The organism is Paenibacillus sp. GCM10027629 (assembly GCF_042676425.1).
GTDB classification, from domain to species: domain Bacteria; phylum Bacillota; class Bacilli; order Paenibacillales; family Paenibacillaceae; genus Paenibacillus_K; species Paenibacillus_K terrigena.
The window spans coordinates 303,304-326,775 of record NZ_JBHTGZ010000012.1; the positions used below are offsets into that span (position 1 = coordinate 303,304).

The window sequence follows — 23,472 nt, forward strand, 5'->3', positions numbered from 1 at the left end:
ACGAGCTAATGCTGCCTATGCTCTATGCAGAAGGACGCTGCAGCTGCTGCAAAATAATAAGCCAATCCCGTCTGCTGACCTTCTAACATTTGAAGATGGAAATCATCCGTTAAGAAAAACTGGGTCTGCGCAGCAAAATCAGTCGGCGTTATCGTATGCCCGTGTGCGTTCAGAAAATCAAGATGACTGTCTATCCGCTGCCGTATCTTCTCATCGTGATGCTTCACGCCATTCCTTAGCGATTCCGCCATTCCCGCCATAAACGTCATTGCTTCCTTGGCTTGTTCATTCATCTCCGGTACATCAATCGGACCCGCTTCATCAAGATCATAATCATAGGCTTGCTTCAAGTGCTGCCGCTGCGCATCCAGCGCCTCTCTCCAGGCTTCGTCACTCTCAAACCCCCGGAATAATTCTTGCGCATCCGTCCGTATCCCATCCTTGGATTCACGTAGAGTCTGAAGAATACGTTCCAGCCTTTGCTGACGTGCCTCAAGCAGCTTCTCCTGCTCAGCCAGAATTTGATTGCGATCGGGTTCACCTTCAAGCAATTGCTTGATTTGTTCGAGCGAGAACTCCAATTCACGATAGAACAAAATTTGCTGCAGACGTTCTAGCGCTTTGGTTCCATATAACCGGTACCCCGCATCGCTGATCTCCGTTGGGATGAGCAAGCCCATTTTATGATAGTGATGTAGGGTTTTGATCGTTACGTTAGACATTTTCGATACTTCGTTGACCGTATAATGCATGTAAATGCACCTCCTTTGCTCAGTGTAAGGTCTCCCTTTAGGTAAGAGTCAAGTCATGAAATTCTCAGTTAAAAAAGCACCCATTCATCCCGAATGGGTGCCTTGCTTCTTTAAATCACCGTTTACTTCACTATCAACTTCGCGATAGCCGCCAAGTCCGCGATATCAATCTTACCATCGCCGCTCAGATCACAAGCCTTAATCGCCGCCCAGTTCGGATCTTGGCTGGTCCGGCCATAATTTGCCGCCGCGATGGCCAAATCACCGATGCTGACCTTGCCGTCACCGTTAACATCGCCAGAATTGCCCGGTGTAACGACAGTCACTTGAATCGTCAGCGATGCGGCCCTAATGCTTGATTCCGCCCCTTGATCGTCTGCGACAAGCGCATTCGATACGGCAATCGTCCCCGTTATCGGCGCCGTTACATTCTTGGCCCGGAATGTCAGCTTCAATACGTTCGCTTTATCGCGAACGCCATGTGGTGCCCCTTCACTCACAACGATGAACCGAAGTTTGCCCTCTGACGTTGTCGTTTTATCCACAATACTCACGCCTGGCAAGATGGATTCTGCACCGACATACGTCATCGCAGCCGCATCGTAATGCAAGGACAAATCTTGTGCGTATACGGAACCGCTCACTCGATCGAGTCCAAGAGTAACCGTGAACTCTTTTCCTGCCACAACCGAGCTTTCACCCGTTAGTGTCGTCGTAGGCGCATCCGGCTTCGGCGGCACGATTGCACTTCTAAACTCCTTCACTGCGTCGCTAAGTGCGTTCACTGCTGCATCAATTTCGGCTTGCTTCGCCGCGCTGTTATCGTACACCGCCTGCGCTGAAGCGATCGCAGCAGCCATCTTCGCATGAACCGCTTCGGAGACTTGCCCCGGCGCTGTGCCAACGCTCGTCTCGTCATGAAGCTTCTTCGCTTGATCGATATCCGATTTCAACTTGCTCTTATCGACCAGTTTATTGTATTCGAATGAGATCTTAACCGGTGCCGACATTCCCTCCATCGAGAGATAAGCGTCGAGTTTCCCCTTTAGATTGTCGGTAAGCTCGATCGTGAATAGGAAGCTTCCCGTTTCCGTACTTGTCGTCTGGCCTTCGTAGCGAACTTTCCCTTCTGAATCGACCACTTTCAAATTCACTTGGGTCAGGCTGCCGTTCATGACAAGACCGTCAATCATCAATTTCTTTGCATCGGCATCCACCACGGCTCTTGCCCCGTCGATTGAAGTTACCTCGCTACCTCCTGCAAGGTTGTAGAGGCCAAACTCATAGAAGGAGTAACCATAATCCGAATTTCTTTCAACACCTTGGAATTTGACGTATCTGGCTTTGCCCGGTTCAAAACGAACGGTTTCTTTTCCGTCATGCGCCGTAATGATTCCGCCATTGTCCTTGATCACGCTGGTCCAGTTCTGATTGTCATCGGAGACTAAGATTTTGTACGTTTTTGCGCGGGCGAATTCCCAGTCGATTCTGACCGTATCGAATGTTTTGGCTTCACCAAGATCGACCTGGAACCAGCTGTCATTGTCGTATTTGCTCGCCCATCTCGTCCAAGCGAATCCGTCCACCGCTTTTTCCGGCGCTAATCTCGGGCCGGCAACTTCAACGGAGGACGCCGTCACTGGTTTCTTTTCCGCCAGATTGCCGACAAGGTTATATACCTCTTCTTTCAGCGCGCCGTATGCCGTGTCCGAAATGATATGATTCGAAGACAGATTTTCAAGCTTCACATTGAATCCTTTTAAGTACTTGTCAAATTGTGCTGCATCCGTTCCTTCAGAACGTTTCATCAGTTCCAGAACATTGTTCAGCGAACGTGGGGCCTCCGCATTCGTGAACTGCCCCTGTTCTGCGAATCGGTTGACAAGGGTTTTCAAGCTATCTACACTCGACGCCGCTTTGATGATATACGTCGTGGTCTTGGATTTAGCAGCGGATACCGTGATCACCAGTTCATGGTTGCCCGGCTTTCCTGCGAGATCAATCGGCGTTCCCTTGGTGTACGGCTTGCCGTCAAAGATGGCCGTTACCTTCGTTAGCCCGCTTCCGTCGTCATCTTTGACTTCCCATGTAAATTGAACGGTTTCCGTATTCGGTACGACCATTTCGTCATGTAACGTGTGTCCGTTGATGAATACGTCTGCCTCCGGCGGCGGACTGTTGTTGATCACGTAAGTTCCGTTCAAATATTGGTACAACCAGTCATACATTAAACGCAACGTCGGATCCTTGCTCACCCCTAAGTTGTACACGGCATTATTGCCTTGGTAATAAGCTCTAAAACCTTTTTGCATCAAACCAGTTGAGACGCCGCTGTTCAAGTAGTCGATATAACGTTCGAGGAATACGCCATCGGTCAGCATCCGGTCATCAAACTCGACTTCGATCCCCATCCCGTACCGCTTAGCATTATTCGCGGCATCTTCCAGACGATCAACATCCATTCCGCCGAAGAAGTAGTTCGGCTGGTAGGCAACGGCATCAAACCCTACATCTTTCCACATATAGCTTTTGTATGCCAAGGAGTGAGGAATCCAGAAAAATTTCAGGTTCATGTCATGGACTTTGCCGCTTACGGCTTTAACTAGGTCCGGTCCCGCAGCGCTTGTGCTGATTTGTTCTTCCAGCCAGTACATGCCGACAAGCTCCAGATTGGAATAATGCTCGGACTGCCATCTTTGGTGGACCTGATCCAACCACCACTTCACCGCTTTTTGCCTGTTTTCTAGCGCTTTCGCTTTGCCGACATCGGAATCGTTGAAGCTTTCGGATACGCCGTCACCGTCAACGTCGCCAAAATTTTTCAAGTATTCGCCTGGATTCGGAATCATTAGTACAACCTTCACTTTATGATCAGGCTGGTTCAGCTTGGCTCCGACTTCCACGGTAGCCTCATTCAACTGCTGCATATCCCCCTTGGCTGCAAAGGTTTTATCTAAATACCATTTCCAGTCCTCCAGGATCGTCTGCCCAACACCGAAATCCCGTCCGGCAGGCGAAGCCAGCCCGAGATATAACACGCCGTCAAACAGCCAATCGGTCGGCTCGCCATTTTTATTCACATAGCTGATGTTCGGGATAATCCGTTCCTTCTTCCAATCACCCAGACCATCCGCATACTGTCCGTTATACAGCAGATTCAGATTTCGGATACCGGCCGTAGCTTCCCCCGGTGCCAAAAAATGAGGCTGCTCGGCAGGAACCTTCACAGCTCCGCTCAGCTCACCGTCCGTACCCATAATTTCGATTTCATCAATGTATTCCCATTGCGATTGATGCATCGTAAAGATGACTTTCACATAACGCGCATAAGCCATCTTGCCATCCGTATTCCCGCCTTTGATTCCGTCCCGGCTGCCGTCCCACACAAAGGTCTCCTGTCTAGGCGGTCCTTCCCCCCAGAGCAGTTGGGTGGCGTTATGGGAGAGCAATCCCCAATTCGCCTTATCGTCTGAGACATACATCGATACCGTCAGCGGCACGAGGATCGAGTTGGTAGGATAATCTTGGAAGAAATGAGCTGAAATCTTTCCGATCGACTTTTCCTTACCCAAATCGAACACGACTTCGCGCGATTTGCCGCGCAGATGTCCTACCCACGCCGGGTCATTCATATCCAACTTGGCGTATTTTCCATCTGTAAGCTTGTGCCCGTCGTCGGGATGTGAGGCTTCCGGCGCTTCTGACCATTCATAGGAAAGGCCTGCCGCGAGATTGCGGAATTTCACCTTGTCCGGGGTAGGGGGTGTTGCAGATTTCCTGCCATCCGCCGGTTGATTCGGTACGGCCTGTGGACTGTCTGTATCATTTCCTTCCATCTGGTCTGCATCTCCCGCCTGCGCGATAGTCACGGCCTGAACAGGCGATTTCGCCTGCACCGCAGAAACCGGGGCCATCAGCAATACTGCCGCCATCAAGACGGATACCCATTTTTTATTCGAATTCATCAAGGCCAGCTCCTTTTAAAATTCTCTAAGTACAGAAATACCTGAAACCTTTACACCCATTTTCCTGTTCCGGGTGAACGCTCGATTTTGATCCCCCCTTTCACGAAACCCGTAATAAAAAAATCGATGAAGTTCTGCAGACCAACCCGTTAGCGCTTTCAAAAGAGAAGAAAGGTTTTCCCGGGTAATAATTCTGAAAAGAGATTTCGGGCCTGTGCTTCCGCATGGATTCATGATAATGGGGGATTTTAAAGGAAGGCAAGCAACATAATTTGATAGGCTGCGCAATATTTTCGCAAGCAACATTAGGCGTATTTGTAAGTATAAAATGGTTAGAAAGTAAAAAAATGTATATCGTTGTAAAGAAAAGTGCATGGTCTTGTGTAAGGAGATAGACACACGAAAAAAGGCCCTGTCCGGAATGGACAAGGCCAATTAAAATATATATCATTCCAAATTTATTCTCTTAATACGATGCATAACGAATGGCATTGCTCAAGCTTGTCCAGATATCGTCGGTTTCCGCTCCTATATACCAAAACGCAAAACCCGCTACCCCTCGCTTGGCTGCCATCATCGTTTTTAGTCCGAGGGATCGTCCGTCTTCCACCCAGATCCGGTGCCCGCTCCCTTGGCGGATGTAACTGAGGACATACTGCCCTAGGTCCGAATCCCATGAGCGGTTATAGGCTACGGAGCGAATGCGATAACCCTGCTGAATCAAAGAGAGCTCTTCGGACGACGCCCCGCCCGGCTGAAGCGTCCAATCCCTCGTATAAAACGGAAGCGCCAGAATAGTTTTGGAAGCCGGAACGACGGAAAGTAGCTGATTTAAGGCCGATTGAACCCAAGGGAACGAGGATACAGAACCCGCCACGGGATCGCCGGCCCAATGCTCGTCATACCCCATCAATACCACATAATCCGCATATCTTCCAAGCGCTTCATAGTCAAAGGCTTCGGTCCAATCTGTACCCAGGTCCGGGGAAACATCAATAGACAGCACCGCCCCTGCCTTCCGCAAGCTCGTTCCAAGTTCGGAAATGAATGCCGTTAGCGACAGCCTGTCCTCTGGACTTACGTTCTCGAAGTCCACGTTAATTCCGGATAATCCGTATGTCTTCACATAACCGGCAAGTTTCTGAATGACAGCAGCCCGCTTTTTTTCATCCGACAGGATCTGATGCGTCAATGCTGGATCCGAATGATTTCCGAGCATAGCCCATACCTTTTTGTTGTTCTGCTTGGCCCAGCTAGAGAGGCTGGCATCTGCATAGTTCGAAAGAGGTTTCGATCCCTTTTCCAGGAAGAACCACCTTGGTACCAACGTATTTACGCTGCTGTTCTTCACCTGCTCCTTAAACTGGGATGTCGTTAATTCGTTTTGCCAACCCAGCTGGATGCCTTCATTCGGCTTCTTGTGGATCGCATTGTACCAAACCTTGTCCTTCAGAACCCTGGCGAGTACCGCAGCCGTTTCCTCGCGACTCATGGCATCCGCCGGACGGAACTTCCCGTTTGCTCCATCCATAAGGCCAAGCGTATGCGCGGCTTGTACATAAGGAGCTGCCCAAGGTGCGATTTGATCCGCATCTGTATATGAAAGACTGCTACCGGAATCGTTACCGGGATCAACCTTCAACGCCCTGACGATCAGTACGGCGGCTTCCTGTCTCGTAATTCGAGCCGACGGCTCGAACGTACGCTTGCTTTTTCCCTCTGCGACACCGAGTTGAACAGCAGCTTCAATCCAGCCGTAATACCAGCTTTTCGGAGTAACGTCGCTAAACGTCGGCATATCGGCAGCCACAGGCGCAAGCTTAAGCAAACGGTCGGTCATGGCCACAAATTCGGCGCGTGTCACGTTTTTTTTCGGTTCAAATTTCCGGTTGCCCGTGCCGTTTACGACACCTTCCTTGATAAGTTCTATAATTTCGTTCTTGGCAAAACTGCCGGCAATATCGTCAAACGGCAAAGAGGTAGACGCAGCCGCTGCCGACGCGTTGGTAAAAGCGCCGAACCCCATGGCCGCCGCCATCCATATAGCTAAAATTTTGTTACGTATCTTCAAAACAAATGCCTCGCTTTTTGATTTTCATAGAATAGATTCATAACCCATAACTTCTATCCTATCAAAAAGGGCACGGAAGGTGGACGACCAAATCATGGAATGATAAGCGTAATGATGGATGGGGAGCAATAAGTCGCTAGGTTGGGCTGATTTCACACTTGGGGATCTTCGTTATACCGGAGCAGCTGGGGTTATTAGCGGAAAGCATGTCGTGGCTTACTATTCCCGATGGCATTGGTGAATTGATCGGAGGGCTGGTGACGTTAACTCGCCTCCAGCCTCCCTCCTCGCTTCATGTTATTGATGAGACTCACACTCTGAAATGATCTGCTCGCCATTTCGTGATCGCTCTCTTGATCGCGTCCGGCTGCATCCCCGTCTCCGCAGCTTTCGAGCATAGCGCTGGAAACTCCTCATCCGCTGCGAACCGAAGCGCGATGATCTGCTTCATGGTCAGACTTGGATCTATTGGCTTCCCGGTTAGGCGATAGTACCGGAAATTCTCCTCTTGACGAATGACTCGGTCCTGAAGCTTGGTACTGTAAATCCGCAGCAGCACAGTAAGCAGCACGATTGCAATCGCCATGCCCAAGAGCAAGACAGATGCGTAGCTGAATGCCTCTTGAATCGCATAAACGATGGACGCAATCAGCACAATTAACACAATCAGGCTCAGCGCAAAATGATACATCGGGTCTACTTTCTTATGATTTTGATAGGTTTGTTGACTCGGTTGACTCATCAATAAATCTCCTCCATTTCAATAGGTAAGACTTTGGCATTTGGCTCAACAATTATCTTGCTAGTAATTTCATTCGAGCAAGGCGTTCAGGTTCCTGCTGCTAGGCATTGGATTCTGAGATAAATCTTCTATTCATTCGATCCCAGACAATTAATAAATAATGGTTGCACAATTAATTGTGTATGTTATATACTGATTACATAATACACAGTTAAATGAAGGGAGCACGACCATGCGAAAATATGCGATTGAAGTAAAAGGACTTCGCAAGACGTTCGGCAGCCAAACGGTACTGAATGGACTGGATCTAACGGTCACAGCCGGTACGATCTATGCGTTGCTCGGGCCTAATGGAGCCGGCAAAACAACACTAATCAACATTCTATCGACCCTGGTTGCACCAGATGAAGGTTCTGTGCGTGTTGCGGGATATGACGTGGAGAAGGAAAAGGACGGCGTCAAACGTTCCATTAGCTTGACCGGACAATTTGCTGCCGTCGACGATATCCTGACGGCGGAGGAGAATCTCCGCATGATCTGTCGGCTCTCGGGTCTATCGAAGGAACAATCCCAAGTTCGAAGCCAGCAGCTGCTCCAGCAGTTTGACCTAATAGCATCTGCTCACAAACGCGTCAAGACCTTCTCCGGCGGGATGCGACGGCGTCTGGACCTCGCCATTAGTCTCGTAATCAGCCGATCCGTTGTATTCCTCGATGAGCCAACGACAGGTCTCGATACGATCAGTCGACGCGCCTTGTGGGATATCATTCTTGGGCTGCGAGACCAGGGCATCACGATTTTCCTCACGACACAATATTTAGAGGAAGCCGACCAACTAGCCGATACGATTGCCGTTATCAATGACGGGCGCGTTGTCGCATCCGGAACCCCGGCAGAGCTTAAATCCCGCATCGGTGGCGAAGTCATTGAATTGAGCGACTCGAAGGACCAAGTCATTCGCACCATCCCTACGTATGGCAATATTCACGATGTCAGTCGAACACTACAGGAGTTATCGCACACACTGCCGAAGGACACCCAAGTGAGCATTCGCAAACCAAGCATGGATGATGTATTCCTCGCTTTAACGACTAAGCAAGAAATGAAAGGAGCCATCTCATGAACACATCTCAACCTACAGTCAAATCCGCCTCTCTCTGGGTAACCAACAGCGTCTTCATCGGACGGAGTCTTCGCCACAGTATTCGCAATACGGAGGCATTAATTATGGCCATCATGCTGCCTGTGATGCTCATGCTGCTATTCACCTTCGTCTTCGGCGGCGCAATAGATACGAGTGGTAATTATGTGAACTACGTTGTACCTGGTATTATCCTCCTCTGTGCAGGCTTCGGATCATCCAGCACGGGGGTCGATGTCTCCAATGATATGACGAATGGTATCATTGAACGCTTCCGTACGATGCCGATTCAAGCGATTAGCGTCATTACCGGCCATGTGGTCGCAAGCCTTGTTCGCAATCTACTCGCCACAGGTGTCGTGATCGCCGTCGCATTGCTCGTCGGGTTCCGTCCCTCTGCGAACGTATTGGAATGGCTTGGCGCCCTAGGTGTCATCTTCTTGTTCATCCTTACTTTCACATGGTTATTCGCTGCAATCGGCATCGTCGCTGGCAGCCCTTCCGCTGCATCCGGGTATGGATTCATCCTGCTGTTCCTTCCCTATCTCTCCAGCGCCTTCGTTCCAACCGATACGATGCCCTCATGGCTGCAAGGGATTGCCGATCATCAGCCGATTACACCTGTTATTGAAACCATTCGCGGGCTACTTACCGGGACACCGCTGCAGCAGCAAGGTTGGATTGCGATCTGCTGGTGTGTAGGGATTCTCCTCATCGCATTTCTATGGAGCATTCTGGCTTTCCGCAAACGGGCAGGTCGAAGATAGGTTCGTATCTCGTCCATAACCAAAAAAGAACAGCGGTTCGATCTGCATCGAATCGCTGTTCTTTATTCTTATTAAGGATATGAACTATTTAGAATCCGGTTGGATTGACTTTTTGGATACCAAATAATGCTCAATGCTATCCAGAATGCGTTCCAATCCAAACTCGAAATCGTCCCCGACATTGTTGTCCTGCTCATTTTCTCCCGTATATGCACCCGATGCAATGACCGGATAGAGGTCCGGATACTGCTCCGGCTTGACTAACTGTTGCAGCGCTTCGCCATAATTCACACCACTGAACTTCTCTGGCGTGGATCCCGCTTCAATCGCTCGGTCCATATCACGAAGCAGCATGCCGCCTGATCTTGAATAGCTGCTCAAGAGGAGGATAAACGACATTTTCTCGAACTGATTTAATGGCAGATGACGCATCGTCCGCAGCGCCCAGTCGATCACTTTAAGATTATAAGGTGCGAGCGGAATACCCATGATGGGAATATCAACGTACCACGGGTGGTCACGAAATACTTGAATACAAGCCCTGACATAGGCCCGTAAATTCTCACGCCAATCCGGCGACTCATCCTCCACATCAGGAATAGGGATATGACACACAGCATCCTGCATCAGATACAACAGGTCATCCTTACTCGATACATAACGATAGAGCGACATGGTCGTAAAACCAAGCGATCCAGCCAGTCGACTCATCGATAAGGCTGCGAGTCCGTCTTTATCAGCAATGGCAATCGCTGCCTCGACGATTTTCGGGATACTCAATTCGCCTTTAGGTCCTCTTGTAGGCGGTTTATTCAATCCCCAGCTGAGCTTCGCTCCGTTGGGCAGATCTTTTAATACGTCTTTATCCTCGGGTCGATTGTCCTGCATGTACGATAGGCCCCCATTCAAATCCAAAAAAGTGTTTATTATATACACAGTATACCATCATTTGGACGGGATATCGAACGCGATTCCTTCCTCGATGTGTGGTCTTACCGTTTCACGGCCGAGATAATCAGGAACATTGGTCGGCGCAATTCATCCCGCATCCCTTCATATTTGTCGAGCAGTTCTACTGCAGGCTGCGGTTCACAGAGTTCCGTGATCATGAATCCAGCGCGAATTAGCGAGTTCAGATGTGTAGCAACGGTTCGATGGTATTTTATAACCTCCGTCTCCAAGAAATTCGCATACCGCGGGCCTTCGCTCTGGTAATCGTCAACAGGCCAGTGCAGGCGCTCGCCCTCTGAACCAACATGCCAATCCTGCGCAGCACGTGCCGTAAAAATCGGATGTTCAAACGATAGAATAGAAGTTCCTCCAGGTACGAGACAATCGTGAATTTTCCGGCAGACATCTTCAAGATTCTCGATATAATGAAGCGCAAGAGAGCTGATCACCACGTCGAATTCCCCTTCAGCGAAATCGATATCTTCCATCGCGATCCGGCGATATTCAATAGCGGAATCCTCTGATAGTTCTCTGGCGCGCTCTAACATATTCTCCGAGAGATCCACGCCCACCACGGACCGTGCCCCATGCTCACGAGCATAACGGCAATGCCATCCGAAGCCGCAGCCAAGGTCTAACACCCTTTTATCCTGAAAATCGGGGAGCATCGCTCGTAATGCAGGCCACTCCCCGGCCTCTTTTAGCCCACCCGTGGAGCGTGGCATCTGACTGTATTTTTCGAAAAATCCGTGATCATCGTATTTATTCTGTTTCATGCCATAGGACTCCTTATTTCTCTAATTATGTATTCCATGCCATAAGTCATGGTCTATTCCTATTTCGATTATACATGGTTCGGAGCGGAAAACGTCGTGATCCAAGTACACGTTGGATTGTGGATGAGATTTGCCAGGTGATCTTGAAGAACTGGCGGCAGTACGTTATGTTGTTTGATATTTTCGGTCTCTAGTTCAATCCATTGAAACGCAAGATGCTCTTCTTGTGATCGGGGGATGGTATGCGATTGCAATAATGCAGAGCTCACTTCAAAGAGATGACTGATCTCATGATGCATGGTACCTTGCTCATCGAATCGATGCGTCTCAAGAACACCTAGAAAACGACCAATGTCACATGCCACGCCTAACTCTTCATTAAGTTCTCTTCGCAGTGCATTTTGCGCGCCTTCACCAAGCTCAATACCGCCGCCAGGCAGGAAAGCATGTGCCCCCTTCATCCGTGCAATTAATAGTTTGTTCTCATGAACGATGACTGCTCGAGCAATATGACGAAACTGGATCTCCATACGAACCACCTCCAACTTTTTCCTGATAGATCTAACAAATTTATATCATATCAAACGGATAGAGACTTTGGGACAATCCTTGCATCCTACCGATGCAGTGATGTCGAATCACGCTAACCAAATGAAAGTACATTGCTTTTGTTAATTTAATATGATATTGTTACTTTATATCAGCTTAGATTTTCACGGTTAGTGCAGTCTTAAATGGGTATTCTAGAAAATGATTTGGGAAACATAACCTGAGGAGGTAATAAGTAATGTCCAAATTAAACATCGGAATTATTCTAGGTAGCACACGTCAAGGTCGATTAAGCCCACAAGTTGGTGAGTGGATTAAGAAAATTGCAGATGGACGCGGAGATGCGAATTATGAGATCGTGGATATCGCAGACTTTAAACTACCACTACTCGGAGAAGTAGATGCAACCGAACAAGCAACGGCTTGGAATGAGAAGCTATTCAAATTAGACGGCTTCGTATTTATCGTTCAGGAATATAACCACAGTATTACAGGCGCACTTAAGAACGCACTCGATTATGCGCGTGAAGCGTGGAACAACAAAGCCGCAGGGATCGTTAGTTACGGTTCTGTAGGCGGTGCTCGTGCAGCTGAGCATTTGCGCGGCATCCTCGGCGAATTGTCTGTCGCAGACGTTCGCGTTCACCCAGCATTATCCCTGTTCACAGATTTCGAGAGTGGATCTGTCTTCAAACCAGCTGACCTGCATTTAACAAATGTCAATGCCATGCTCGATCAAGTTCTTGCATGGAGCGGTGCATTGAAGACTTTGCGTTAAGATATAGGAAGGCCCATGCCCTTGCACATCAAGGGCATGGGCCTTTTTTATTATTTCAATTGGATGAACCACGACAAGCAATACCGCAATCGAAAAGAAATCTCCCTCCACGCCTTATGCTAGGATAATGGAAAAAGGAGGAGTTATCATGTTATTAGCCAATAAAACGGCCGTCATCTATGGAGGCGGTGGAGCGATTGGTAGCGCGGTTGCCCGTGCTTTTGCCCAAGAAGGGGCAGCTGTATTCCTCGCTGGTCGAACTCTATCTAAATTAGACAGCGTTGCGAGCGATATCGCTGCTGCAGGAGGAACCGTAGAAATCGCACAGGTTGATGCGCTTGATGAGCGGTCCGTCGAGAATCATGCAAATGAAGTAGCTGCGAAGGCAGGCAGTATTGATATCTGCCTGAACGCTGTCGGGATTGATCACATTCAAGGCACGCCTGTTATGGAGTTGTCTCTTGATGACTACGAATACCCGGTTCAAGTCTACACACGGACTCACTTCATCACCTCCAGAGCTGTAGCTCGTCATATGGCGAAGAATGGTACAGGTGTCATACTCATGCTTACAACGCCTGCGGCGCGTATGCCGGGGCCCGGATTTATGGGACACAGCGTCGCTTGTGCAGGAATCGAAGCCATGACCCGTCATTTGGCAGGGGAACTCGGTTCCTACGGGATCCGGGTTAACTGTATACGTCCTCATATGATCCCCGAAGCGGAGGCCATCGGCTCTCATAGTCGAGATGTTTTCCGCCGTGTCGCAGATCGGGCCGGTATCACCACAGCGCAAATGCTGGAGGGGGCAGCAGCAGGTACACTGCTGAAACGTCTCCCGACCTTGTCTGAAGTTGCGAACACCGCAGTCTTCCTCGCTTCCGATCATGCTGCTTCCATGACAGGTACCGTGATAAATCTCAATAGCGGCGTGATGTTGGATTAATATTACATAAAAGGACGTAGACACCTTCAAGTGTTCACGTCCTTATTGTAGTTCATTGATCATTGATTCTTAACAATTTCCCCCTCGAAGCATCGGAGGAGGTACTGCCTGACAATGGGTTCTTAGGTATGCTTCCTTGTGCTGAGCCGCTTGCTGAACACAGGATAGATTAAGGTAGACGCAAGCGCGACCACCGTCATTAATGCGCCTGCCATATCCAGCGTCATCATCATGTACACGAGATAGAAGATCGGGGTGAATAATACCAATCCCGGTAGCGCGAACAGCGCTGCAAGCCACGTCCATCGTCCTTCTCTGCACCGAAAAGAAATATTTATCCCGATGAGACTGAACACGAAAGGCCAGAACATGAGATAGCTGCCGCCCGGCAGCATGAATGCCGTCGCCACGCCAAACAGTAACCACAAGAGCAAAATACTCGCCCATACATTCTCCGTACGGACATAACGCGAGAGCCAGCGATACAATCCGATGGTGATCAACGCCGTTACCGCGAGCAATCCGATCAGATAATACACACTAATATCAGATTTCGTCAGAATATCCATATATCGATCTCTCGACAAATTCGACGGGATGAAACGCCATAGCAAAGTAATAACCCCATAGACTAGACCCAGACTGCCTATTGGAATCAGGATACCGCCGACCATCCCCCGAAGTGTTAATCGATGTTGTCGGAACCCGTGCCATAAAGTGAATACAAACATCAAGACACCAAGCGCAATGAATCCAATAGCCCAAGACTGAGGATAGCTGACCATATGCCAGCCGAACACATTAAAATAAACCCGATCCTCTTGCCGCACATTGCTTAAATCCAGCTGACCGAAGTGACGGGATAAGTTCAACATGTATTCGCCATGATGCTGAAGACTTCCCCGATCCAAGTTCTCGGGCGTATCCGTAGGACTGTGGTATGCATCTAACCCCATCCCGAAGGCAAAGTTCAGTCCAGGCAATCCCCCCTGCTTAAACACCGTAAGGTCAGTGTCGTTGGGCATTAGCTTATATACGTTATATATGAGCGAATACGCAATAGGCTGCGGTGCAGCTTTCATGAATTCTTGGATGATCCACCCGTTCTGGTCACTCGTCTCGAACATAAAGACAGGGCCTTTATTTCCCCGTGCCTCAAAATTGAGTACTAAACCGACATCTTGAACCCATGGATGATCCTGAATAAATGCTTTGGCCCCGAGCAGCCCCATTTCCTCCCCATCCGTCATGAGCAGAATGAGGTCATTCTTTAAAGGTTGCCCTGCTTGAATCGCTCGGACCGTCTCCAGCATCGCCGCAATCCCGGCGCCGTCGTCTGCTGCTCCAGGACCCTCGGGTACCGAATCGTAATGCGCAGCTATCATTAATGCCTTGCTGGAATCCGTACCCGGTATGCGCGTAACAATGTTCTCAATGTTCCCCGTGGCGAAATCCGAACTCACCGTAGCCTTTTGGATTTCGGGTTGGTATCCCAACTGACGAAGTTCAGAAATCAGATAATCTCGAACCTCCGTATGACTGGCGCTTCCGATCGGATGCGCATTCTTTGCGATTACCTTCAACTTCTCAAGAGCCCGCTCCGCCGAGAATTGATCTGCAGGCGCATCGTTCCCAACCGGCTTCGGTGCCTGAACTTGCAGCATGCCGACAAATATCGAAGCGGCGATCAACACGAAGATACTTATACGCCTGAACCATGTAACCCATCGAATATGGGTCTGCTGTGAAATCACTGGAGAGATTGGTTGATTCGAATTCACACAACGTCCTCCTCATGTAAATAATGGAAAATATTTCAACGATTTTATCATAGCATGAATTCAACATCTATAGCGTGAATTTCAGCGTTCTGTCGTTCACGTCCTTTTTGTAGTTCATTGATCCTAACGAATCCAGACGCTCTTATTTGACCTAAAAATAGCGTTTTTCACATGTAACGAATCTCATTAACGCTATTTTACGTATAAGGTGGCAATTTTGCCAAAAACCAGCGTCATAACGCTGGTACGGTTCGTTAGCGTGAAGGAAGCGACATTTTCGCAGGAATAAGAACAAAAAAAAGACTCAAGCACGTCACTGCGCTCAAGCCCCTTTTTTGCCTAACCAATTCAACGGATCTACGATTACTTCATTCCTACCCCGCCCAGACTCGCACCTTTCACGAACAATCGCTTGATATGCTCCTCTACCCCAGGGTCTGGAATCAACGGCGGTGCTTGATGCGGCTTCGAACGTGCGTCAATGATGACATTATCGCATCCCCAATGCTTGAAGTCATAGAAGCTGTTCACCCCGTAGATATCATGCGATGGATTACTGCGCGTAAAGGTAACCCAGAGGAAATTATCCAACTCCGCACTCAAATAATCACTGTCATCACAGAAGATGATCATCGGACAAGTCGTCAACGGACCTCTGGAACGGATCGCATCACAGAGCTCATTGATTTGCTGTTCTGCTTCCTTGTAACTCGTAAACTGCGGACCGGAAATCGCGACGATCCCCGGCATGACCAAGCTAACCTGCTCGAACCCTGGAAGCCCGCGCACAAGTTCAGGAACCTCGGTGCACAGCTCTCTCTTCTTCTCACCCGCCGCAGCGAAAATGACCTTACTTCCGGCATTTAATCCTGTTCCCGAATAGTCGAGCGTATCGATCGTCGTATTCGTCTGGAAATGAATATCCCGGTGCAGATCGATCCGCTCCAGCATATAACCTAAGAAATCCTCGATCTGATGCGTACTGACTTCCCGCTTCTCTTCGGCCGTAATGAATAGGAACTTCGCGAGACTCAGTTGGCCGGTCCCTAATATCCGATTCGCCTGTGTAAGAATCTCGGCTGGCTGCTTCACCTGCTGGTACGGCGTATACCGCTCGCTGCCTATCGCGAACAACAACGGATGAACACCCGCCGCATCGATAGCATGTACTTCTTTTACCCCTCGAATCTCGTTTTGAATCGCTCCGCCCGTCAATCGATGAATTAACTCGCCGAAGGAAGTATCCTCCTGCGGCGGACGCCCAACGACTGTGAACGGATAAATCGCATTTTCTCGCGCGTACACTTTGTGGACTTTCATCACCGGGAATGGATGGATTAAGCTGTAATACCCCAAGTGATCGCCAAAAGGCCCCTCTGGCTTCGTGTCCCCCTGATGTATTTCCCCCGTAATAACGAAATCCGCGTCCAGACTAATACAGTAGCCATCGACATACGTGTAACGGAAGTGACGTCCAGACAAGAGTCCTGCAAAAGTTAACTCACTCATTCCTTCCGGTAATGGCATAATGGCGGATAACGTGTGTGCCGGCGGGCCGCCAATGAACACACTTACCTTGAGCGGTTGCCCCAGCTTATTGGCCTTGTCCTGATGGACTCCAATTCCCCGATGGATCTGGTAATGGATGCCGACTTCCTTGTTCACTTCATAGTCATTGCCTGTCAACTGAACACGGTACATCCCCAGATTGGAGTTCATAATGCCCGGTTTCTCCGGATCTTCTGAATAGACCTGTGGCAGCGTCACAAAAGCCCCGCCATCGCCTTGCCAATGTTGAATCAGCGGCATATCCGAGATTTGAATCTCTTTAAACCCGGCCGGACCGCTACTCATTTTTTTGAGCGGTAATGCTTTTCTCGCTGCAAGCCCCGTTCCAATGTATTTGAAAGGGTTTTTGAGCGCCTTCACCGGATCATTACGTAGTCCAATGACGTTCTGCGTCGAATCCCATGTTTCTCGGAAAATAAACTTGCTGCGCTCCATCGTACCGAACAAATTAGAAACCGCGCGAAATTTTGAACCTTTCACGTTCTCGAACAATAACGCCGGGCCGCCCGCTTCATAGACTTTCATATGTATCGCAGCCATCTCCAGGTGCGGATCAACCTCTTCAGCGATCCGAACCAAATGGCCATGTTTCTCTAGATCAATAACACATTCTTCTAAATTGCGATATCTCATAGGATGACTCCAATCTCTAGAAATATAGAAATAGATAAAACAAGTACAACTTCTATTATGTGAAAAAAGAAACGAAATCACAAGGTGCTGTCATATATTGATGAAAATGACTATCGGAGGTACGACGTTCATGCGCAATCTATCCAGCCAAATCGATCAGGAAATTCAGCGACTCACCATGAACTTGATTCATGAGCAGCACCAAGACGGGAGCTGGCATTTTTGTTTTGAGAATGGCATCCTTATCGATGCCCATCTGATCATTCTCCTTCGAACACTGAATATGCCGAGCGAAGATCTGATTAAGCGACTGCATGAACGCATTCTAGCAGAACAACAGGCTGACGGGGGGTGGAGATGGTATACCGATGAGAAGGGCGGGAACTTATCCGCCTCCGTGGATGCCTATTACGCGCTGCTCTATTCGGGGTATAGCCAAGCAAACGATGAGCCTATTGAGCGGGCTAGGCGTTATATTCAATCCAAGGGTGGACTTGAAAAAGTAACGAGCATCCTGACCATAGCTCTTCTCGCTGCGACAGGACAACGCAAATGGCCCGCATCCATTACTTCGATCCCGCTGGAAGTATTGCTATTGCCAGCATCTTTTCCGATCAGTATTTATGATTTCTCTGGGTACTCCAGGGTCCATCTCGTCCCTCTGCTGATTATGGCAGATCGTAAATTTGCTATGAAGACAGCTGCTACACCTGATCTCTCAGACCTTCGTGTAGTGTCTACACAGGCGGAGGAATCTTTCACAAGAGAATTTCAGGATATACTTGCGGGCATCCAGTCCGGATTAGGCCGGCTTATAGGCACCCCTCGCTCCCTGCATGAAGCCGCCACAACCAAAGCCGAGCAATTCATGATACAGCGAATTGAATCCGATGGAACCTTGTATAGCTATGCAAGCTGTACGTTACTCATGATCTTCGCCTTCCTTGCACTCGGCTATGATTCGAAGCACCCTCTGATCACCCATGCCGTTCAAGGTTTGATCGCGATGCAATGCCTCTCGCGTGGAAGAACGACGATCCAGAACTCCCCTTCCACCGTCTGGGATACAGCGCTGCTCACCTACGCCCTGCAACAAGCCGGGATGTCCGATGAACATGAGACGATTCAGCGTGCGACGAAGTACCTTTTAGCTATGCAACAGCACAAGACAGGCGATTGGCAGATTCAAAATCCGAATGCACTGCCAGGCGGATGGGGATTCTCGGAGACCAATACGATCAATCCCGATGTTGATGACAGTACGGCAGCCTTACGTGCCATTCATAGCCTATCCCATCGCGATCCAACCTACCGTGACGCATGGAATCGCGGCATCCAATGGGTCATTTCCATGCAAAATAATGATGGGGGCTGGCCGGCTTTCGAGAAAAATACCGATAAGGAAATGCTCACCTGGCTCGCCATACCAGGGGCCAAATCCGCAGCCATCGATCCTTCCGAAGCGGACCTTACAGGTCGAACCCTGGAGTATCTCGGGAATTTCGCAGCGCTTGACATCAAGCACGAGTTCATCGGGCGGGGCACTCACTGGCTCATTGAGCATCAAGGACAGGACGGATCCTGGTACGGCCGATGGGGGATTTGTTACATTTATGGAACGTGGGCAGCATTAACCGGGTTGACGGCTACGGGCATTTCACCGGATCATGCTGCGATACAAAAAGGAGCAAATTGGCTGCAACGCATTCAAAATCCGGACGGGGGCTGGGGGGAATCTTGCCAGAGCGACCAGCTGCGGCATTATGTGCCTTTGGGAGCAAGCACGCCTTCGCAGACCGCTTGGGCACTCGATGCCCTTATCGCGGTTAACGCACAACCAACGCCTGCGATTGATCGAGGGATTCATCGACTAATCACATTGCTTCATGAAGACCATTGGGCAACCACCTATCCGACCGGCGCGGGCTTACCCGACTTTTTCTACGTCCATTACCATAGCTACCGAACGATTTGGCCGCTTCTTACATTAAGTCACTACCGAAGCAAATATAAGAGATGAACCGTTCTCCGCACGAACCGGAAAAATAAATCAATCGTCCTCGCCTACACTTCCATGATATAGTGTTATAAATAAATTCATAAATTTTACCAATTTTGCAAGGAGGGGTTCAATGGACTACATACGCGACTACGTCATGTACGCAGCTATTTTTGGCATGTTTAGTTTTAGTTGGTTCGGTTGGGCACAAGAGAGACCGCGGGTGAGCTGGCGCATCTATATTGGCATCGCTTCAGGTATCGCACTACTCGTCTGCCTATTCGGTGTATATTTAAGTATGACGCACTGGGATGCACCTTCCGCTCTGAACGACAAGACCGCCTTCGGAAATTATTTAATCTCCGTGTATGTAGAGTTTTTCCTTGCTGCCATCGGAGCCGTCGCACTCATTCGATGGAGGCGTAAAGATTATGTTGCGCCCTGGATCGCATTGATTGTGGGGATTCATTTTATTGGACTGAAATCGGTATTCGACGATCCCAGTCTGTACGTCCTAGCTGCCCTGATGGTTATCGTCTCCATTGTTTCGGTATTACTAGCTCCCAAGCTAAAGGTAGCAAACAGTGCGATTACGGGGATCGGTTCGGGTACGGTGTTGTTCGCTTTTGCAGTTATAGGATTAATTCGATACTTTTCGGTATAACGCTAACGAACACCGATTTTTTGAATCATTTCCATAAAGTTAAGAAAATTAGAACAGGCCCTGCCATTCCTGTAGGGAATGGCAAACATGTACACTTCGTCACTGGAATGACAACATTAAACGATGGACATGTACACAACTTTAATTTCGCTACATTAATTCAGAAACCACTCGTATAAGATCATGCACGCTGTACAAAAAAAAGAGCACCCAGACCATAAGTCTGGGTGTTCGTCGTTCCAACACGAAATTGTCTTTTTTACATTAACTATACCGATACAATCGCATCAAATCGATATCGTCATCCTTTGTCTGTTGCCATATGATAATCACATAAGGAGGAATGCTGAATGACTGACCTGAACGCTCTATTTCGCCAGCGGATTGGATTACCAGAGGAGGTGGAGATCACATTTGACCTTCTGGATGAGATTCTCGTGAGCGCAGCCAAAACCATCCCTTTCGAAAATTTCTGCATTGTCAAACATAGACCCTATCCTATTACGAGAGAAAGCTTAATTCGTAAGATACTCATTCATCAAGAAGGCGGGCTCTGTTATGAACTGAATATGCTGCTCAATTTCTTCCTAACCGAGCATGGATTCCACATGACACCTATGCGTGGCATTGTCTTCAATCATGAAATGCAAGCCTATCTCCCAGTCGGAAGGACACATGTCACCTTGCTCATGACGCATGAGCACCAATCCTATGTCATCGATACGGGTTTTGGAGGAAATTTACCGCTGACCCCTGTTCCTCTAACCGGTGAAACCGTCGCTTCCGGGAATGGGGAATTTCGAATCACACCAGGAGATGGCGAGCACGGGAACTATGTTCTTGAAATGAAAATGAAGCATAAACATACGGATTGGCGAATTGGATATGCCTTCGACACTCAACAACTGATAACCGACCTATCGGAATTGAACACGGTCCAACAGATTATCTCGGAACACCCTGATTCAAGATTTAATCGATATCCATTAATTACAAGACGTACGGATCAGGGCCAAATCACCTTAACCGATACCTCCTTTACACAATGGGAGGATGGCATCATGACCAAAGAGCCGATAGACCGCATACGGTTCGGAAAGCTGTTAAGTCTGCATTTCGGACTAGTTTACTGAAACGACATCATTTCACATGCCTTAACTTCTCTGGATTGGCCACATTATAAATCGCTTCAATTTGACCTTTACGGAAACCGAACGAATAAATATAACGAAGCCCATCGTCCAACGTCAACTGGATACCCGGCATCCCATTTACGGTCATGTAGGCAAGGTTGAACTTCCCTGTATACATCTTAAGCAGATTTTGAAGTAATAGCACCACGTGATTGGACCCCGTAACGGGAACCTGAGCCGCATGCACTTTACCGCCACCATCCGAGTAGAAGACCACATTTTCACTCAATAGCTCTAACAATCGATCCTTATTCCCCTGTACGAGAGAGCTAACGAAATCTTTAATCTGCGACTCAGCAACCGAAATCGAAGGCACCTGATCGGGATCATAATGAATGCTACGCTGAGCACGATGGAAAATTTGACGGCAATTGCTACTTGTCTTTCCCACCATCTCTGCAATCTCATCATACGAATAGTGGAAAATCTCACGCAGCAGGAAGATCGCGCGTTCAACGGCATTAAGCTGCTGCAAAAGTAAAAGATAGGCTGTCGATATCGATTCATGCTGCAAATAAATATCAGAAGGGTCCGCATCCTGATTGCCCTGATCGATTAAAGGCTCGGGAAGCCATGGGCCCACATAGAGCTCTCTCTTTTTAGCGGAAGAGCGCAATAAGTCCAGACAGCGATTCGTTACAACTTTGTAGAGAAACGCTCTTACATTCTGAATTTCCTCGGGATTTGGCAATTGATTATACGCAATAAAGGCTTCTTGGACGATATCTTCCGCATCCATCACACTGCCTAACATTCGATAAGCCAGCGCAAACAAAGGCTTTCGATAGGTTTTATACAATATTTCTGTGGTTATCACCCTGTACCCGCTCCGTTCCCTCGTACGCGAGAATATGTTGTACCGCTCTCTTGGCACTTGCTGTCGCCGCATCGACCAATAATTCTCCATGGGAAGCCCATTCCCCTGCCGCATACAAACCTTTGATTTCAGGAACAGCAGGACCTGGGTCAACTTGACGCTTCATATGTGCAAAATCATAGCATACCGGAATTTTAGGAAGATACTGTTTGTCTACAAGCTCATTCCGCCAGCCTGGCTGTATTAAGTCCAAAGCATGCTCTAAATCGTGCAAATCCTTTTTCGCATCCTTCTCCGTTCCTTGGTACTTTATCAGAGATAAGACTTGCGCATTGTCTTCATTCATTAATGCTGCACGCGATTGATTGCTAAGAAAGACGGGATGATCCAGCCCATATACGAACTGCTGCTTCGGCTTGGGCAGACGACGCAGCACCACATCCAGACAAGCCCCTGTGACCTCAATCGCTTGCTCTTTCCAGGTATGAATCGCCGTAGCTTCAGCACGAGGCACCAACTGATGCAGGACCGCCGGCGGTGTCGTGACGATCACATGCGTCGCTTCAATTTTCGTCCCATCTTCGCATAAGACATGACGCACAATCCCTTCACTGTGTTCGATGGAGACAACCTTGCTCTTCGTGATGATCTGCACCCCCAGCTTGGAAGCGACCTGTCGCAATTCTTCGACCATCGATCCCCAGCCGCGATCAAGGTACAACACACCACGGAGTGCACTCTTGAATTGCCGCAATACCGGTCCTGCGGCTTGGAGATCTGGCGCCATCACATAACTCGCCGTACGAAGCAGGGAATAGAAAATATGACGGACCATCGGGTCTTGTATATGTCCCTCAATCCAGTCGCGAAGACTGATCTTGTCATAAGCATGCGTATCCAGCTTGCCAAATTTGGCGAGCCAGCCCGCGAACTCCACTTTCCCTCTCCATGAGAGTAGCGGCGTTGTCATTAATGAACCAATCCCTGTCGGCAGTACCTGAAGCTTATCCTTCCAGATGCCAAATGCATCAATCGAAGGTTGGTTTCCTTGCAGACGTAATCCAAACTCCCGGAACGTCTCATAGGCATCACTTTGATACAAAGCATGCCCGCCTAGGTTAAAATACGTTCCATTCTTCTTGTTCGTCATCCCCCGACCACCTAAACGCTCTTGCTTCTCAATGAGTATCGTTCTCTTCCCTGCTCTTCCAGCATAAATGGCTGCGGTTAATCCCGCTATCCCTCCACCTACAACAGCCACGTCCATTTTTAACATCTGAACCATCCCCTTCGCGTTTTATATCCGTATGACGGGCGAGCGAATCCAGATGTGACAAAACACCCCTTAGAAATTCATTGGATAACTCAAAAAGTTCTC

19 protein-coding genes and 1 pseudogene are annotated in these 23,472 nt (G+C 48.7%); 9 read left to right on the plus strand and 11 right to left on the minus strand.

Translation table 11 applies throughout. The annotated features are described in order from the left end of the window. Positions 1 to 5: 5 nt before the first annotated feature. The 3 genes from ACFQZR_RS22035 to ACFQZR_RS22045 form a co-directional block, all read right to left on the minus strand. Entirely contained in the window at positions 6 to 752 is a 747-nt protein-coding gene (locus tag ACFQZR_RS22035) for a MerR family transcriptional regulator (protein WP_379349925.1), read from the minus strand. A 122-nt stretch (positions 753 to 874) separates the two neighbouring features. Beyond that, positions 875 to 4,717, minus strand: a complete 3,843-nt coding sequence (locus tag ACFQZR_RS22040) for a DUF4855 domain-containing protein (RefSeq protein WP_379349927.1) — start codon at positions 4,715 to 4,717, stop codon at positions 875 to 877. A 466-nt stretch (positions 4,718 to 5,183) separates the two neighbouring features. Next, positions 5,184 to 6,788: an S-layer homology domain-containing protein gene (locus tag ACFQZR_RS22045; protein WP_379349929.1), complete on the minus strand. Its 1,605-nt coding sequence runs from the start codon at positions 6,786 to 6,788 to the stop codon at positions 5,184 to 5,186. Between the two features lie 118 nt (positions 6,789 to 6,906). On the opposite strand from ACFQZR_RS22045, the gene ACFQZR_RS22050 reads away from it, so the two are divergent. Further along, complete coding sequence (locus ACFQZR_RS22050; protein WP_379349931.1) at positions 6,907 to 7,029, plus strand: hypothetical protein; 123 nt, start codon at positions 6,907 to 6,909, stop codon at positions 7,027 to 7,029. A 69-nt stretch (positions 7,030 to 7,098) separates the two neighbouring features. Here the strand turns inward: ACFQZR_RS22050 and ACFQZR_RS22055 are convergent, their stop codons facing one another. After that, positions 7,099 to 7,530: a DUF6526 family protein gene (locus ACFQZR_RS22055; protein ID WP_379349933.1), complete on the minus strand. Its 432-nt coding sequence runs from the start codon at positions 7,528 to 7,530 to the stop codon at positions 7,099 to 7,101. A gap of 232 nt (positions 7,531 to 7,762) precedes the next feature. Here ACFQZR_RS22055 and ACFQZR_RS22060 point away from each other — a divergent pair, with 232 nt between their 5' ends. After that, positions 7,763 to 8,653 carry an ATP-binding cassette domain-containing protein gene (locus ACFQZR_RS22060; RefSeq protein ID WP_379349935.1) on the plus strand — a complete coding sequence of 297 codons (891 nt, stop codon included), beginning with the start codon at positions 7,763 to 7,765 and terminating at the stop codon, positions 8,651 to 8,653. Next, positions 8,650 to 9,438, plus strand: a complete 789-nt coding sequence (locus ACFQZR_RS22065; RefSeq protein WP_379349937.1) for an ABC transporter permease — start codon at positions 8,650 to 8,652, stop codon at positions 9,436 to 9,438. Before ACFQZR_RS22060 ends, ACFQZR_RS22065 begins: the two co-directional genes overlap by 4 nt. Before the next feature lie 84 nt (positions 9,439 to 9,522). Here the strand turns inward: ACFQZR_RS22065 and ACFQZR_RS22070 are convergent, their stop codons facing one another. From ACFQZR_RS22070 to ACFQZR_RS22080, 3 genes are all read right to left on the minus strand, one after another. After that, positions 9,523 to 10,326 carry a TetR/AcrR family transcriptional regulator gene (locus tag ACFQZR_RS22070; protein WP_379349939.1) on the minus strand — a complete coding sequence of 268 codons (804 nt, stop codon included), beginning with the start codon at positions 10,324 to 10,326 and terminating at the stop codon, positions 9,523 to 9,525. 104 nt (positions 10,327 to 10,430) lie between these two features. Continuing rightward, positions 10,431 to 11,165 (minus strand): class I SAM-dependent methyltransferase, encoded by a 735-nt coding sequence (locus ACFQZR_RS22075; protein WP_379349941.1) that lies wholly within the window; start codon positions 11,163 to 11,165, stop codon positions 10,431 to 10,433. Between the two features lie 68 nt (positions 11,166 to 11,233). Beyond that, the gene (locus ACFQZR_RS22080) at positions 11,234 to 11,695 is read right to left on the minus strand and encodes an NUDIX domain-containing protein (protein WP_379349943.1); all 462 of its coding nucleotides are present in this window, start codon (positions 11,693 to 11,695) and stop codon (positions 11,234 to 11,236) included. Between the two features lie 257 nt (positions 11,696 to 11,952). Here ACFQZR_RS22080 and ACFQZR_RS22085 point away from each other — a divergent pair, with 257 nt between their 5' ends. Beyond that, the gene (locus ACFQZR_RS22085) at positions 11,953 to 12,492 is read left to right on the plus strand and encodes an NADPH-dependent FMN reductase (protein ID WP_379349945.1); all 540 of its coding nucleotides are present in this window, start codon (positions 11,953 to 11,955) and stop codon (positions 12,490 to 12,492) included. 148 nt (positions 12,493 to 12,640) lie between these two features. After that, positions 12,641 to 13,438 (plus strand): SDR family NAD(P)-dependent oxidoreductase, encoded by a 798-nt coding sequence (locus ACFQZR_RS22090; RefSeq protein ID WP_379349947.1) that lies wholly within the window; start codon positions 12,641 to 12,643, stop codon positions 13,436 to 13,438. A 122-nt stretch (positions 13,439 to 13,560) separates the two neighbouring features. Here ACFQZR_RS22090 and ACFQZR_RS22095 read toward each other — a convergent pair whose 3' ends face one another. Together ACFQZR_RS22095 and ACFQZR_RS22100 are read right to left on the minus strand one after the other, a co-directional pair. After that, positions 13,561 to 15,219 (minus strand): M20/M25/M40 family metallo-hydrolase, encoded by a 1,659-nt coding sequence (locus ACFQZR_RS22095; RefSeq protein ID WP_379349950.1) that lies wholly within the window; start codon positions 15,217 to 15,219, stop codon positions 13,561 to 13,563. A gap of 363 nt (positions 15,220 to 15,582) precedes the next feature. Beyond that, positions 15,583 to 17,421, minus strand: coding sequence for a UbiD family decarboxylase (locus ACFQZR_RS22100; RefSeq protein ID WP_379349952.1), 1,839 nt, complete (start codon positions 17,419 to 17,421; stop codon positions 15,583 to 15,585). A gap of 130 nt (positions 17,422 to 17,551) precedes the next feature. On the opposite strand from ACFQZR_RS22100, the gene shc reads away from it, so the two are divergent. The 4 genes and pseudogenes from shc (at position 17,552) to ACFQZR_RS22120 (ending at position 21,217) form a co-directional block, all read left to right on the plus strand. After that, positions 17,552 to 19,441 carry a squalene--hopene cyclase gene (gene shc / locus ACFQZR_RS22105; protein WP_379350947.1) on the plus strand — a complete coding sequence of 630 codons (1,890 nt, stop codon included), beginning with the start codon at positions 17,552 to 17,554 and terminating at the stop codon, positions 19,439 to 19,441. Positions 19,442 to 19,553: 112 nt separating this feature from the next. Beyond that, a complete protein-coding gene (locus tag ACFQZR_RS22110) occupies positions 19,554 to 20,084 on the plus strand; it encodes a hypothetical protein (RefSeq protein WP_379349954.1) in 531 nt (176 codons plus the stop codon). Continuing rightward, positions 20,081 to 20,263 (plus strand): annotated as a pseudogene (locus ACFQZR_RS22115) (YmaF family protein); the annotation flags it as partial. The gene ACFQZR_RS22110 and the pseudogene ACFQZR_RS22115, both read left to right, overlap by 4 nt. Positions 20,264 to 20,434: 171 nt before the next feature. Continuing rightward, positions 20,435 to 21,217 (plus strand): arylamine N-acetyltransferase family protein, encoded by a 783-nt coding sequence (locus ACFQZR_RS22120; RefSeq protein ID WP_379349955.1) that lies wholly within the window; start codon positions 20,435 to 20,437, stop codon positions 21,215 to 21,217. A 7-nt stretch (positions 21,218 to 21,224) separates the two neighbouring features. Here ACFQZR_RS22120 and sigJ read toward each other — a convergent pair whose 3' ends face one another. Next, on the minus strand, positions 21,225 to 22,076 hold the full coding sequence (sigJ, locus tag ACFQZR_RS22125; RefSeq protein WP_379349957.1) for an RNA polymerase sigma factor SigJ: 852 nt from the start codon (positions 22,074 to 22,076) through the stop codon (positions 21,225 to 21,227). Next, positions 22,069 to 23,370 carry a phytoene desaturase family protein gene (locus ACFQZR_RS22130; protein ID WP_379349959.1) on the minus strand — a complete coding sequence of 434 codons (1,302 nt, stop codon included), beginning with the start codon at positions 23,368 to 23,370 and terminating at the stop codon, positions 22,069 to 22,071. The genes sigJ and ACFQZR_RS22130 overlap by 8 nt, the downstream gene beginning before the upstream one ends. Positions 23,371 to 23,472: the final 102 nt, after the last annotated feature.